Source organism: Vibrio sp. 10N.286.51.B11 (genome assembly GCF_041469245.1).
Classification (GTDB): domain Bacteria; phylum Pseudomonadota; class Gammaproteobacteria; order Enterobacterales; family Vibrionaceae; genus Vibrio; species Vibrio crassostreae_C.
The window spans coordinates 25,149-39,561 of the sequence record NZ_JBFRKI010000018.1; the positions used below are offsets into that span (position 1 = coordinate 25,149).

General features: G+C 44.7%; 18 protein-coding genes. All 18 read left to right on the top strand.

Features of this window, described 5'->3' with window-relative positions; translation table 11 throughout:
• Positions 1-104: 104 nt before the first annotated feature.
• The 18 genes from AB4154_RS09760 (at position 105) to atpH (ending at position 14,407) form a co-directional block, all read left to right on the top strand.
• Positions 105-854: an amino acid ABC transporter substrate-binding protein gene (locus tag AB4154_RS09760; RefSeq protein WP_009848135.1), complete on the top strand. Its 750-nt coding sequence runs from the start codon at positions 105-107 to the stop codon at positions 852-854.
• Between the two features lie 135 nt (positions 855-989).
• Positions 990-1,661: an amino acid ABC transporter permease gene (locus AB4154_RS09765; protein WP_009848134.1), complete on the top strand. Its 672-nt coding sequence runs from the start codon at positions 990-992 to the stop codon at positions 1,659-1,661.
• On the top strand, positions 1,658-2,395 hold the full coding sequence (locus tag AB4154_RS09770) for an amino acid ABC transporter ATP-binding protein (protein WP_017063027.1): 738 nt from the start codon (positions 1,658-1,660) through the stop codon (positions 2,393-2,395). The genes AB4154_RS09765 and AB4154_RS09770 overlap by 4 nt, the downstream gene beginning before the upstream one ends.
• Positions 2,396-2,601: 206 nt before the next feature.
• Positions 2,602-2,736, top strand: a complete 135-nt coding sequence (gene rpmH / locus AB4154_RS09775; RefSeq protein WP_004735800.1) for a 50S ribosomal protein L34 — start codon at positions 2,602-2,604, stop codon at positions 2,734-2,736.
• Positions 2,737-2,781: 45 nt separating this feature from the next.
• Entirely contained in the window at positions 2,782-3,105 is a 324-nt protein-coding gene (gene rnpA / locus AB4154_RS09780; RefSeq protein ID WP_017055478.1) for a ribonuclease P protein component, read from the top strand.
• Complete coding sequence (gene yidD, locus AB4154_RS09785; protein WP_004735802.1) at positions 3,072-3,329, top strand: membrane protein insertion efficiency factor YidD; 258 nt, start codon at positions 3,072-3,074, stop codon at positions 3,327-3,329. Before rnpA ends, yidD begins: the two co-directional genes overlap by 34 nt.
• A 2-nt stretch (positions 3,330-3,331) precedes the next feature.
• Positions 3,332-4,954 carry a membrane protein insertase YidC gene (gene yidC / locus AB4154_RS09790; protein WP_017058806.1) on the top strand — a complete coding sequence of 541 codons (1,623 nt, stop codon included), beginning with the start codon at positions 3,332-3,334 and terminating at the stop codon, positions 4,952-4,954.
• Between the two features lie 130 nt (positions 4,955-5,084).
• Positions 5,085-6,446, top strand: coding sequence for a tRNA uridine-5-carboxymethylaminomethyl(34) synthesis GTPase MnmE (gene mnmE, locus AB4154_RS09795; RefSeq protein WP_029235098.1), 1,362 nt, complete (start codon positions 5,085-5,087; stop codon positions 6,444-6,446).
• A gap of 50 nt (positions 6,447-6,496) precedes the next feature.
• A complete protein-coding gene (gene mioC / locus AB4154_RS09800; protein WP_017058804.1) occupies positions 6,497-6,931 on the top strand; it encodes an FMN-binding protein MioC in 435 nt (144 codons plus the stop codon).
• Between the two features lie 482 nt (positions 6,932-7,413).
• Positions 7,414-9,309 (top strand): tRNA uridine-5-carboxymethylaminomethyl(34) synthesis enzyme MnmG, encoded by a 1,896-nt coding sequence (gene mnmG / locus AB4154_RS09805; RefSeq protein ID WP_017058802.1) that lies wholly within the window; start codon positions 7,414-7,416, stop codon positions 9,307-9,309.
• The gene (gene rsmG / locus AB4154_RS09810; RefSeq protein WP_017058801.1) at positions 9,309-9,941 is read left to right on the top strand and encodes a 16S rRNA (guanine(527)-N(7))-methyltransferase RsmG; all 633 of its coding nucleotides are present in this window, start codon (positions 9,309-9,311) and stop codon (positions 9,939-9,941) included. Before mnmG ends, rsmG begins: the two co-directional genes overlap by 1 nt.
• Before the next feature lie 14 nt (positions 9,942-9,955).
• A complete protein-coding gene (locus tag AB4154_RS09815) occupies positions 9,956-10,729 on the top strand; it encodes a ParA family protein (protein ID WP_029235097.1) in 774 nt (257 codons plus the stop codon).
• A 23-nt stretch (positions 10,730-10,752) separates the two neighbouring features.
• Positions 10,753-11,634 carry a ParB/RepB/Spo0J family partition protein gene (locus AB4154_RS09820; protein ID WP_017058799.1) on the top strand — a complete coding sequence of 294 codons (882 nt, stop codon included), beginning with the start codon at positions 10,753-10,755 and terminating at the stop codon, positions 11,632-11,634.
• A 192-nt stretch (positions 11,635-11,826) separates the two neighbouring features.
• Positions 11,827-12,216 carry a F0F1 ATP synthase subunit I gene (locus AB4154_RS09825; protein ID WP_017058798.1) on the top strand — a complete coding sequence of 130 codons (390 nt, stop codon included), beginning with the start codon at positions 11,827-11,829 and terminating at the stop codon, positions 12,214-12,216.
• 8 nt (positions 12,217-12,224) lie between these two features.
• Positions 12,225-13,022 (top strand): F0F1 ATP synthase subunit A, encoded by a 798-nt coding sequence (gene atpB / locus AB4154_RS09830; RefSeq protein WP_372122839.1) that lies wholly within the window; start codon positions 12,225-12,227, stop codon positions 13,020-13,022.
• A gap of 48 nt (positions 13,023-13,070) precedes the next feature.
• Positions 13,071-13,328 carry a F0F1 ATP synthase subunit C gene (gene atpE / locus AB4154_RS09835; protein WP_004411110.1) on the top strand — a complete coding sequence of 86 codons (258 nt, stop codon included), beginning with the start codon at positions 13,071-13,073 and terminating at the stop codon, positions 13,326-13,328.
• Positions 13,329-13,387: 59 nt separating this feature from the next.
• Complete coding sequence (atpF, locus tag AB4154_RS09840; RefSeq protein WP_032545592.1) at positions 13,388-13,858, top strand: F0F1 ATP synthase subunit B; 471 nt, start codon at positions 13,388-13,390, stop codon at positions 13,856-13,858.
• A 15-nt stretch (positions 13,859-13,873) separates the two neighbouring features.
• Positions 13,874-14,407 carry a F0F1 ATP synthase subunit delta gene (gene atpH / locus AB4154_RS09845; protein ID WP_017058795.1) on the top strand — a complete coding sequence of 178 codons (534 nt, stop codon included), beginning with the start codon at positions 13,874-13,876 and terminating at the stop codon, positions 14,405-14,407.
• The last annotated feature ends 6 nt before the right edge of the window (positions 14,408-14,413 follow it).

Here is a 14,413-nt window from a genome sequence, read left to right on the forward strand (position 1 = left end):
CAAATCGGGAATTCAATCTGGTTATGGTTAATAACATCTGGTTATTTATTCTAGTGAGCATTTTCCCAGTAACATCCAAACCCATAAATATAAGGAGTTACCAAATGAATAACTGGATTAAGGCTGCAATTGCGGCTATCGCACTCTCTGCTGCTACTGTTCAAGCTGCGACTGAAGTTAAAGTCGGCATGTCTGGTCGCTATTTCCCGTTTACGTTCGTTAAACAAGACCAGCTACAGGGTTTTGAAGTGGATTTATGGGATGAGATCGGTAAGCGTAACGATTACAAGGTTGAATACGTAACGGCAAACTTCTCTGGTCTGTTTGGTCTTCTTGAAACGGGTCGCATCGATACCATTTCAAACCAAATTACAATGACGGATGCACGTAAAGCGAAATACCTATTCGCAGACCCATACGTAGTAGACGGCGCACAAATTACCGTTCGTAAAGGTAATGACAGCATTAAAGGCATCGAAGACCTTGATGGCAAGACGGTTGCGGTAAACCTAGGCTCAAACTTTGAACAACTGCTTCGCAGCTACGACAAAGATGGCAAGATCAATGTAAAAACCTACGATACAGGTATTGAACATGACGTGGCACTGGGTCGTGCCGATGCATTCGTAATGGATCGCCTATCAGCACTAGAGCTTATCAAGAAGACTGGTCTACCATTACAACTAGCAGGTCAGCCATTCGAAACAATTGAAAACGCTTGGCCTTTCGTCGACAACGATAACGGCAAAAAACTGCAAGCAGAAGTAAATGAAGCATTAGCAGCAATGCGCGCAGATGGTACGCTAGAAAGTATCTCTCAGAAATGGTTTGGTGCGGACATTACTCAGAAGTAATTACTCACTTTCTCCATTCAAGGCCCACTGCTTTATACAGCGGTGGGCTTTTTGCTTTTGTGCACTGATTAAAAAACCTGATACAACAGTACTTACATATAGAACAACACTGCCAATAAAAATACGAGATAGATTATGGGATTTGACTTTAATTACATGCTAGAGCTGTTGCCAATACTACTGAAGTATTTAGGCACCACGATGGAGATGGCGACCTGGGGCTTGTTCTTTGCTCTGATCCTGTCTCTGATACTGGCGAATATTCGTGTATTCAAAATCCCAGTGCTCGACCAACTGAGCCAGCTGTACATTAGCTTCTTCCGAGGCACACCACTGTTGGTGCAGCTGTTCCTCCTTTATTACGGCTTACCACAAGTCTTCCCGTGGATGGTTGGGTTGGATGCCTTCAGCGCCGCTGTGATTGGCTTAACCCTGCACTTTGCCGCGTATATGGCAGAAAGTATTCGTGCCGCGATTATCGGTATTGATCGCAGCCAGATGGAAGCCAGCCTTTCGGTCGGTATGACAACCAGCCAAGCGATGCGCCGAGTGATCTTACCGCAAGCAACTCGCGTGGCACTGCCGTCGTTGATGAACTACTTCATCGATATGATCAAGTCGACTTCACTTGCCTTCACCCTAGGTGTCGCCGAAATCATGGCTAAAGCTCAGATGGAGGCTTCTTCAAGTTTCCGCTTCTTCGAGGCTTTCTTAGCAGTCGCACTGATTTACTGGGGCGTGGTGGTTATCCTCACTCGTATTCAAATTTGGGCCGAAGTGAAACTGAATAAGGCGTATGTACGATGATCAAATTACAAAGTATCCACAAGCAGTTTGGTGACACCGAAGTTTTGAAAGGGATCGACCTAGAAATCAAACAAGGTGAGATAATTGTCATCATAGGTTCAAGTGGTACCGGTAAGTCTACCCTACTGCGTTGTGTGAATTTTCTAGAGCAAGCCGATCAAGGCACGATTTCGATTGATGATATCAAGGTTGATACTCAGAAACACACTAAGGCAGAGGTGCTTGCACTGCGTCGTAAGACCGGTTTTGTGTTCCAAAACTATGCACTGTTCGCTCACCAAACCGCGAGACAGAATATTGCTGAAGGTTTAATTACCGTTCGTGGTTGGAAAAAACAGCAAGCCCATGAAAAAGCACAACAAATACTTGATGATATTGGCTTAGGTGACAAAGGTGATAGCTACCCAGCCGCGCTCTCTGGTGGCCAGCAACAACGGGTGGGTATTGGCCGTGCAATGGCACTACAACCCGAGCTTTTACTGTTTGATGAGCCGACTTCAGCGCTCGATCCTGAGTGGGTTGGCGAAGTGCTTAACCTAATGAAAAAACTGGCAAATCAGCATCAAACCATGCTGGTGGTTACCCATGAAATGCAGTTCGCGAGAGAGGTCGCAGACCGAGTGATCTTCATGGCTGACGGTCATATTATCGAGCAAGGATCTCCACAGGATATTTTTGGTAATCCACAGGATCCTAAATTAAAAAAATTCTTAAATAAGGTTGGGATCGACTAAGGATCCTTGTGATTTTAGTTATTCTACGTATAATCCCCCGACCGGAATTTTAGTTAACCCAATCATTGACACTTTTTGTGACAGTGATTACAATTCCGCCTCTTTGTTGAGAGGCGTCGGTTTTCCTTTCTTATATAAAGAAGAGAAAAAATGCCCACGCCGGGTTTAACAAAAACCTAAAACTACTGATCAGTAAGGTAATTACAATGAAACGCACTTTTCAACCTACAGTTCTAAAGCGTAAGCGTACTCACGGTTTCCGTGCTCGCATGGCTACTAAGAACGGTCGCGCAACAATCAATGCACGTCGTGCAAAAGGCCGTAAGCGTCTTTCTAAGTAATCTTTGATTATTTTGAATAAGCTAGCCTTCGGTCGGGAGTTACGCTTGTTAACTCCCGAACATTATCAAAATGTCTTCAAGCAAGCTCATCGAGCTGGCTCCCCTCATTTCACCATCATTGCCCGAAATAACTCTCTTTCAAATCCTCGTCTTGGATTAGCCGTTCCGAAAAAGCAGATTAAAACCGCCGTGGGTCGTAACCGATTCAAGCGTCTTACTCGTGAAAGCTTTCGTAACACTCAACACAAACTTCCTAACAAAGATTTTGTTGTAATCGCTAAGAAGAGCGCGCAAGATTTAAGCAATGAAGAAATGTTCAAGCTACTCGACAAATTATGGCTTCGCCTGTCTCGCCCTTCGCGTGGATAGCGCTAATACCCATCTATTTTTATAGATGGTTTATTAGTCCACTCATCGGCCCACGCTGCCGATTTACTCCAACCTGCTCTTTATATGCGATAGAAGCGTTGAAAGCTCACGGTTTTGTAAAAGGGTGTTGGTTATCAGGCAAACGTCTATTAAAATGCCATCCTTTGAACGAAGGGGGCTTTGACCCCGTTCCACCAGTCCAAAAACAAGACAGAGATAAATAACGATGGATTCTCAACGTAATATCCTGTTAATCGCATTGGCTTTGGTTTCTTTCCTACTGTTCCAACAATGGAACGTAGCTCAGAATCCAGCACCACAAGCGGTTGAGCAGGCACAATCTGGCAGCACCCTACCAGCGCCATCTTATGCAGATGATCTAGACCCGGCTCCTGGTCAAGTTGCTTCTTCTGCTAAAACTATCACAGTAACAACTGATGTACTGACTCTGTCAATTGATACGGTTGGTGGTGATGTCGTTAAAGCAAACCTAAACGATTACTCTGCTGAGTTCGATTCTGAAGATACGTTTGTTCTTCTTAAAAACGAACCAGGTCACCAATTTATCGCACAAAGCGGTCTAGTGGGTCCTCAAGGTATCGATTTAAGCAGCACAAACCGCCCAAGCTACACAGTTTCAGCAGACAGCTTCACGCTTGCTGATGGTCAGGATGAACTACGCATCCCGATGACTTACCAAGCGAACGGCCTTGATTACACGAAAACATTCATCCTTAAGCGTGGCAGCTACGCAATGGATGTTGAATACGATGTAGTCAACAACTCTGGTAACAACGCGACATTCGGCATGTACGCTCACCTGCGTCAGAACGTAATGGATGACGGCGGTAGCCTAACAATGCCAACTTACCGTGGTGGTGCTTACTCTACGGAAGATACGCGTTACAAAAAATACAGCTTCGACGACATGCAAGATCGCAACCTGTCTCTTAACCTAGCAAACGGTCAAGGTTGGGCAGCGATGATTCAGCACTACTTTGCAAGTGCATGGATCCCACGCGACGAAGCAGGCAGCAACCTTTACACTCGTGTAATTGGTAACCTTGGCGACATCGGTGTTCGCATGCCGAACAAAACCATCGCTACTGGCGACGAAGCAAACTTCAAAGCAACGCTTTGGGTTGGTCCTAAACTTCAAGACCAAATGGCTGCTGTTGCACCTAACCTAGACCTAGTAGTTGACTACGGTTGGTTATGGTTCATTGCTAAACCACTTCATACTCTGCTTTCGTTCATTCAAGGCATCGTTGTGAACTGGGGTCTGGCAATCATCTGTCTAACTTTCATCGTTCGTGGTGCTATGTACCCACTAACGAAAGCTCAGTACACGTCTATGGCGAAAATGCGTATGCTTCAGCCTAAGCTGACTGCAATGCGTGAGCGTATCGGCGACGACCGTCAACGCATGAGCCAAGAAATGATGGAGCTTTACAAGAAAGAGAAAGTAAACCCACTAGGTGGCTGTTTACCTATCCTTCTGCAAATGCCTATCTTCATTTCGCTATACTGGGCACTAATGGAGTCTGTTGAACTGCGTCACTCACCGTTCTTCGGTTGGATTACTGACCTTTCAGCACAAGACCCATACTACATCTTGCCACTTCTGATGGGTGCTTCAATGTTCCTAATCCAGAAGATGAGCCCGACAACTGTAACGGATCCAATGCAGCAGAAGATCATGACCTTTATGCCGGTTATGTTCACATTCTTCTTCCTGTTCTTCCCTTCAGGTCTGGTTCTATACTGGCTAGTATCGAACATCGTAACTCTGATTCAGCAAACGCTTATCTACCGCGCGCTGGAAAAGAAAGGCTTACATTCTAAGTAAGTTCGATAATAGAAAGAGACAAAGAAAGGCGACCAAAAGGTCGCCTTTTTGTTTTTAGCTGATTACAATTCAGCTAATTGATTAATCGTGAGCGCCCCTTTTTGGCTTTCACATGCTAGCAGGCACAACTATGACTACAGATACGATTGTTGCTCAAGCGACTGCACCCGGCCGTGGCGGCGTCGGTATTATTCGCGTTTCAGGCCCACAAGCAGCCCAAGTTGCGCTTGAAGTTACCGGCAAAGTACTGAAACCACGTTACGCTGAGTACACCCCTTTTAAATCTCACGATGGTTTAGAGCTAGACCAAGGCATCGCGCTTTACTTTCCTAACCCGCACTCGTTTACCGGTGAAGACGTTTTAGAGCTGCAAGGCCACGGTGGTCCTGTGGTAATGGATATGCTCATCAAGCGCATCCTCGCTATTCCAGGGCTACGCGCAGCACGCCCAGGTGAGTTCTCGGAGCGTGCCTTCTTGAACGACAAGATGGATTTAACCCAAGCAGAAGCGATTGCTGACCTCATTGATGCCAGTTCAGAAGAAGCGGCGAAATCAGCTCTGCAATCGTTGCAAGGTGAGTTCTCGAAACGCATTAATACGCTGGTGGACTCTCTGATTCACTTACGCATCTATGTTGAAGCCGCTATCGACTTCCCAGAAGAAGAGATTGATTTCCTTGCTGACGGTAAAGTAAGTGCTGACTTACAAGCTATCATCGACAACCTCGAAGCGGTTCGCCAAGAAGCCAATCAAGGTGCCATCATGCGTGAAGGTATGAAGGTGGTGATTGCAGGTCGTCCTAATGCCGGTAAGTCGAGCTTACTGAATGCATTATCGGGTAAAGACTCCGCGATTGTGACTGATATTGCAGGTACAACCCGTGATGTACTGCGTGAACATATCCATATTGATGGTATGCCACTGCACATTATTGATACCGCAGGCCTGCGTGAAGCCTCGGATGAAGTCGAAAAAATCGGTATTGAACGCGCTTGGGAAGAAATTGCTCAAGCCGATCGCGTTTTATTTATGGTCGATGGCACCACTACCGATGCAACCGACCCGAAAGATATCTGGCCAGATTTCGTTGATCGTCTGCCGAATAACATCGGAATGACCGTGATTCGTAACAAAGCCGATCAAACCGGTGAAGATCTCGGGATTTGCCATGTTAATGATCCAACTCTGATTCGACTATCAGCAAAGACGGGACAAGGCGTTGATGCACTACGTAATCACTTAAAAGATTGCATGGGCTTTGCTGGTGGCAATGAAGGTGGCTTCATGGCACGTCGTCGCCACTTAGATGCCCTAGAACGCGCATCTGAGCATCTAGATATTGGCCAGCAACAGCTCGAAGGCTATATGGCAGGGGAAATCTTGGCAGAAGAACTGCGTATAACGCAGCAACACCTTAACGAGATTACTGGTGAATTCAGTTCCGATGACCTACTCGGCCGTATCTTCACCTCTTTCTGTATTGGTAAATAACCTTTAAAGGCCGGCTCATGCTGGCCTTTTTCTTTAGTAAGGACAGCTTAATGATCCACATTATTACAGGCAGCACCTTAGGTGGTGCAGAGTACGTTGGCGATCACCTTAATGATCTTCTTGAAGAGCAAGGCCACGAGATCACCCTTCATAATCAGCCTGAATTCGATGATATTCCCCAACAAGGCTTTTGGTTGCTGGTGACTTCAACTCATGGTGCGGGTGAATTTCCAGATAATATTAAGCCGTTTATCGACGCATTGACCCAGCAATCTCCAGATTTAAGCCCGGTTCGCTTTGCTGTCGTGGCGCTTGGTGATTCGAGTTACGATACCTTCTGTTTGGCGGGAAAATCAGTCCACAGCCAGATGAAAGAGCTCGGTGCTCAGCCTATTTCTGACTGTTTTACCATCGATGTATTGGAAACTCCGGTACCAGAAGACGCAGCAGAAGCTTGGTTCAACGATCATAGCGACCAGTTTTAACCTCTCTCCTCTCTCAAAAAGCGGCTTATGCCGCTTTTTTTGTCTCTGAACATCGTGATTGTGAATAACTTTTTTTCAAAAACATCGAAAATTAGCGATCTATTTTCAATTTCTGCTGTGGATAAGATCATACATATACGGTGATTAACCTATAGTTATCCAAATAACAAGTTTTAGGCTAATTTCCTCCTGTGAATAAGTAGCCATTTTGATCCCAGCTAATCCTCATCCTGATCAAAGTTAGATCACATCATTTGATCCAAAAAAGATCCATGATCTCGTTGATCATTTCCGACTTATCCACAGATACCCTCGATCCTAATAATAGATCTAATAAAAGATCTCCTTAAAGATCTTATCTATATTAATTAAAAACAGCTTTTTCGAAAAATCCCAAAAACGTTTTCTCAGGCTATGAAAACAGGTAGAATATCGCTCCTTTTTATCAATCTAGAAAACGTTTGAATACCTGAGGTCGGTTCATGCTTTATCACGAAAAATTTGACGTCATCGTTGTTGGTGGTGGCCATGCAGGAACGGAAGCCGCACTCGCATCTGCACGTACTGGTCAAAGTACGTTATTACTTACTCATAATATCGATACACTAGGACAAATGTCTTGTAACCCAGCCATTGGCGGGATCGGTAAGGGCCACTTGGTAAAAGAGGTCGATGCAATGGGTGGATTAATGGCGCAAGCTATTGATCATGCAGGTATTCAGTTCAGAACATTGAACGCATCAAAAGGCCCTGCGGTTCGTGCTACTCGTGCACAAGCTGACCGCGCACTGTACAAAGCCTTTGTTCGTAACGTTCTTGAAAACACGCCAAACCTGACTTTGTTCCAACAGTCGGTTGATGACTTGATCGTTGAACAGGATCAAGTGGTAGGTGTGGTAACGCAGATGGGCCTTAAGTTCCGCGCAAGCGCTGTGGTTCTGACTGTGGGCACATTCCTAGGCGGCAAGATCCATATTGGTATGGAAAGTTCTTCAGGTGGCCGTGCTGGTGATCCACCATCGATCGCACTGGCTGACCGTCTTCGTGATCTTCCATTCCGAGTTGATCGCCTGAAAACAGGTACTCCTCCTCGTATCGATGCGCGTAGCGTTGATTTTTCTGAGCTTGAGGTTCAGCACGGTGATAACCCGACGCCTGTTTTCTCGTTCATGGGCAGCCGAGCTCAACAACCTCGTCAAATTCCATGTTACATCACGCATACCAATGAAAATACGCATGACGTAATTCGTGCCAACCTTGATCGCAGCCCTATGTACGCGGGTGTGATTGAAGGCATTGGCCCTCGTTACTGCCCTTCGATTGAAGACAAAGTAATGCGTTTTGCTGACAAGAACAGTCACCAAATTTTTATTGAGCCAGAAGGTCTAACGACTCACGAGCTATACCCGAATGGTATCTCTACCAGTCTGCCGTTTGATGTACAGGTTCAAATTGTTCGTTCGATGAAGGGCTTTGAAAATGCTCATATCGTTCGCCCTGGCTATGCGATTGAGTACGATTTCTTTGATCCTCGCGACCTTAAGCTGACTTACGAAACTAAGTTTATCAAAGGTCTATTCTTTGCGGGTCAAATCAACGGTACCACTGGCTATGAAGAAGCGGCTGCACAAGGCTTGATGGCCGGTCTGAATGCAAGTTTGTTTACTCAAGGCAAAGAAGGCTGGAGTCCACGTCGTGACCAAGCTTACATGGGCGTGCTTATCGACGACCTATCTACCATGGGTACCAAAGAACCTTACCGCATGTTTACGTCTCGCGCGGAATACCGTCTGCTGCTTCGTGAAGACAACGCCGATATCCGCTTGACTGAAAAGTCGCGTGAACTTGGCCTTGTTGATGACGCTCGTTGGGCTCGTTTCAACGAGAAGATGGAAAACATGGAGAAGGAGCGTCAACGTCTGAAAGAGACTTGGATTAATCCAAAATCTGAAGATATTGATCAACTGAACCAAATTCTGAAAACACCAATGTCTCGTGAAGCGAGCGGTGAAGATCTTCTTCGTCGCCCTGAAATGACTTATTCACAGTTAACCGCATTGGATCGTTTTGGTCCTGCACTGGAAGATCAACAAGCGTCTGAGCAAGTTGAGATCCAAGTGAAGTACGATGGTTACATTCAGCGTCAACAAGACGAAATTGAAAAATCACTGCGTCATGAAAACACCAAACTGCCTGCTGATATCGATTACAGCAAGGTAAAAGGACTTTCTAACGAAGTGGTTCTTAAACTAACGACAGCTAAGCCTGACTCAATTGGTATTGCTTCGCGAATTTCAGGTATCACACCTGCAGCAATCTCAATTCTGTTGGTTTACTTGAAAAAACACGGCCTGTTGAAAAAAGGTGAGGAAGCATAATGAGCGCATTACGCGAAAAACTGGATCACCTTATTGGCCAGACTGAACTTGAAGTATCTGAAAAACAACGTGGCCAGTTGGTTGGCTACGTTGAGTTACTGAACAAGTGGAACAAAGCTTATAACCTAACATCAGTTCGTGACCCACAAGAAATGATGGTGAAACATATCTTAGATAGCATCATTGTTAGCACTCACTTACAAGGTAAGCGCTTTATCGATGTGGGTACGGGACCTGGTCTTCCTGGGATTCCGCTCTCAATCATGAATCCAGACTGCGAGTTTTACTTGCTAGACAGCCTAGGTAAGCGTATTCGTTTTATCAAACAGGTGATTCATGAGCTGGGTATCGACAACGTGGTACCGGTTCAAAGTCGCGTTGAAGAATTTCAACCAGAAGAAAAGTTTGATGCAGTGCTCAGTCGTGCATTTGCGTCAATGACAGACATGGTAGAGTGGTGTCACCATTTACCTAAAGAGCAATCCGGTGTATTTTTGGCTCTTAAGGGACAACATCCTAGAGACGAAATCGACCTGTTACCTGAATGGTGTTCAGTGACAGACATTAAAGCTTTGCAAGTGCCAGAGCTTGATGGAGAGCGTCATCTAGTTACTTTATCGCGTCAGGGATAATCAGCGAGGCCATAGTGGGTAGAATCGTAGCAATTGCCAACCAGAAGGGTGGCGTAGGAAAAACAACAACTTGCATTAATTTAGCAGCATCAATGGCGGCAACAAAACGCAAGATATTGGTTGTTGACCTCGATCCTCAAGGTAATGCCACTATGGCGAGCGGTGTCGACAAGTATCAAGTTGAAGCAACAGCTTACGATTTGTTGGTTGAAGACACCCCATTTGATGAGGTGGTTTGCCGGAGTACATCTGGCAATTATGACCTCATCGCCGCGAACGGTGATGTTACTGCGGCAGAAATCAAGCTGATGGAAGTGTTTGCTCGTGAAGTTCGTTTAAAAAATGCACTCGAACCCATTCGCAATAACTATGATTTCATCTTTATTGATTGCCCGCCCTCATTAAACCTTCTTACAATCAACGCGATGGCTGCGGCCGACTCCGTATTGGTTCCTATGCAATGTGAATACTTTGCTTTGGAAGGTTTGACTGCATTGATGGATACCATCAGTAAGCTAGCGGCTGTTGTAAACGAGAACCTGAAGATCGAAGGTCTTCTGCGTACTATGTACGATCCTCGCAACCGCTTATCGAACGAAGTATCTGATCAACTCAAAAAACACTTTGGTAGCAAAGTCTACCGAACTGTGATCCCTAGAAATGTGCGTCTGGCAGAAGCCCCGAGTCACGGCAAGCCAGCAATGTACTACGACAAATATTCCGCAGGAGCTAAGGCTTACCTTGCTCTTGCTGGCGAAATGTTGCGTCGTGAAGAAGTCCCAGTATAGGTCCAACCAAAGGAATTCGCTCAATGTCTAAGCGTGGTTTAGGAAAAGGGCTAGATGCATTGCTTGCAACTAGCTCATTGGCTCGTGAAAAACAGCAAGTTGCTTCTCATAGTCAGGCGTTGTCGGCTGATGGTGAGCTTATTGAACTGGCTGTTGGTTGCTTGAAGCCTGGTGTATATCAACCGCGTAAGGATATTGCGCCTGAAGCGCTAGAAGAGCTGGCAGCATCAATTCAATCTCAAGGCATTATCCAACCGATCGTAGTTCGCCCATTGGCGCACGACCAGTTCGAGATTATTGCTGGTGAACGTCGTTGGAGAGCGGCTCGTCAAGCTGGCCTTAAACAAGTGCCATGTTTGGTCAAGAGAGTCGAAGACAAAGCCGCTATCGCGATGGCGTTGATTGAGAATATTCAGCGTGAAGATCTGAATGTTATCGAAGAAGCACAAGCGCTAGAGCGACTACAGAACGAATTTGAGCTGACACACCAACAAGTCGCTGATGTAATCGGTAAATCGAGAGCTACGGTGAGTAACTTATTACGTCTAAATCAGCTCGAAAATGAAGTAAAAGGTTTAGTTTCCAATAAACAACTGGAAATGGGGCATGCTCGAGCACTGCTTGCGCTTGAAGGTGATACCCAGGTTGAAGCAGCAAACACTGCGGCAACCAAAAAAATGACCGTGCGTCAAACTGAGCAACTTGTCAAAAAGTGCTTAAAACCAGACGTTGAAGGTGAATCGAAGCCTGAAGACACCGAAGCTATCGAACTTTCACGAAGACTCACGGAAAAATTGCAAGCAAACGTTTCAGTTACTCGTTCTGTTAGCGGTAAGTCAAAAGTGACAATTACTCTTGATGAGCCTCACAAATTAGAGCAACTTATTGCTAAACTAGAGTACTAAATGAGATAATTGATTTAGGTCAATTATGTAATAAACAAGTAATTTCGTACAAAAGTTGTAGGTTTGTATGCAAAAATGTAAATGATTGCTGCATTGTTATTGCAATCAATTTGGCTGAACGTATAATTTTCGCCAATTTCTCAGCACGCTTTTAAGCGAGTAGTAAAGAAGGCTTAAAAGAGGAACGAATACATGGTAGCGGCGTTAGCAAGACCAGGACGAGTGCTTGCAAAGCAAATGTTATTGATCGAGCTTAGCGCGGTTATATTAGTGGCGATAGGGTTAGGTTTAGCTGTTAATCCTGATTGGGGTTTTGCTGCATTAATCGGTGGCGGTATTTTTGTCATCGCAAATGCAGTTTTTTGTGTGTGTGCTTTCCTATTTAGTGGAGCTCGCGCAACTAAGTTAGTTGCGGCGTCGTTCTATGCAGGCGAAGCGCTAAAAATCCTTATCACAGTTCTACTATTCTCTATTGTCTACATGTATATGCAGGTGGAATTAGTTCCCCTCAAACTGACCTATTTACTGGTTCTAGGTATTAATATCTTTGCGCCAGTGCTTTTCATTAACAATAAAAAATAGGATGAGTTATGGCTGCGCCAACAGCATCCGGATACATTGAGCACCACTTACAAAACCTTTCTTTAGCTAAGTTTGGTCTTGTAGAGGAGACAAGTTTCTGGAACGTACATATAGACAGTCTGTTTTTTTCGGTGTTGACAGGGATTTTATTCCTTTGGGTTTTTCGCTCAGTCGCTAAGAAAGCAACAGTAGGTGTACCTGGTAAGCTTCAGTGTTTTGTTGAAATGGTAGTTGAATTCGTTGATGGCAACGTTAAAGACACTTTCCATGGCCGCAACCCTCTGATTGCTCCATTAGCACTGACTATATTCTGCTGGATTATTTTAATGAACTTGATGGACTTAGTGCCTATCGATTTCTTACCATATCCTGCGGAGCATTGGCTAGGTATCCCTTATTTGAAAGTGGTTCCTTCAGCTGATGTTAATATAACCATGTCAATGGCCTTAGGTGTTTTTGCTCTGATGATCTACTACAGCATCAAAGTAAAAGGCTTAGGTGGATTCGCCAAAGAACTTGCTTTACATCCATTTAATCACCCAATCATGATCCCGTTTAACCTACTGATTGAAGTGGTATCGCTACTCGCGAAGCCTCTATCACTTGGTATGCGTCTATTCGGTAACATGTTCGCAGGTGAGGTTGTATTCATTCTTTGTGCGGCAATGCTACCGTGGTATTTACAATGGGTAGGCTCTCTACCTTGGGCTATCTTCCATATCTTGGTTATTTTGATTCAAGCATTTGTTTTCATGATGTTAACAATTGTTTATTTATCAATGGCTCATGAAGATGGCGATCACTAAAAATTTTTAAGTTTTATTCTAACTATTAATGTTAATCGGAGAACGTAAATGGAAACTGTACTAAGTTTTTCAGCAATCGCTGTTGCTATTATTGTTGGTCTTTGTGCCGTAGGTACTGCAATTGGTTTTGCTATTCTTGGTGGTAAATTCCTAGAAGGCGCTGCGCGTCAACCTGAAATGGCTCCAATGCTACAAGTTAAGATGTTCATCATCGCTGGTCTACTGGATGCTGTTCCAATGATCGGTATCGTAATCGCACTACTATTCACGTTTGCTAACCCATTTGTTGGTCAACTAGCAGGCTAATTAACTGTTAATTAGTTAATTAAATTTTTGTAGTTGATTCTTAACGAGGGGTAGCTGTTGTGAATATGAACGCAACTCTGTTAGGTCAAGCAATTGCTTTTTCTATGTTTGTTTGGTTCTGCATGAAATATGTATGGCCACCAATCATGCAAGCAATTGAAGAGCGTCAGAAAAAAATTGCTGACGGTCTAGTAGCCGCTGAACGCGCTGCTAAAAACTTGGATCTAGCACAAGCCAACGCTTCTGACCAATTGAAAGAAGCGAAGCGCACCGCAACTGAGGTTATTGAACAGGCAAATAAACGCAAGGCTCAAATTATTGATGAAGCTCGCGAAGAGGCTCAGGCAGAACGCCAGAAAATCTTAGCGCAAGCGGAAGCCGAAATTGAAGCTGAGCGCACACGTGCCCGTGATGACCTGCGCAAACAAGTCGCAACTCTGGCAATTGCTGGTGCTGAGAAAATCCTTGAGCGTACAATCGATAAAGATGTACACGATGATCTTCTTAACAACATTACTGCAAAACTTTAAAGCAAGGGGCTGTATATGTCTGATTTGACTACAATCGCACGCCCCTATGCTAAAGCAGCGTTTGACTTTGCGGTAGAGAAAGGTGAGCTAGACCAATGGGGTCAGATGCTTACTTTTGCTGCCGAAGTGGCACAAAATGATGATGTTCACAATTTCTTAAGCAGCTCTCAAACTGCTGAAAAATTAGCTGAAGTATTCATTGTAATTTGTGGCGAACAATTTGATGAATTCGGCCAGAACTTGATAAAAGTAATGGCAGAGAATGGCCGCTTAATGGCTTTTCCTGATGTTTGCAAAGAGTTCTTATTGCTCAAACAAGAGCACGAGAAAGAGATCGACGTTGAAGTCACTTCAGCGGTTGAACTTTCTAAAGAACAACGCGCAGAGATCAGCAGCAAATTGGAACAGCGCTTAGCGCGCAAAGTTCAGCTGAATTGCAGTATAGATGAGACTCTACTAAGTGGAGTTATTATTCGAGCCGGAGACCTAGTCATCGATAACTCAGCGCGCAGTCGTTTAGACCGCCTGAGCGATGCATTGCAGTCTTAATGGGGA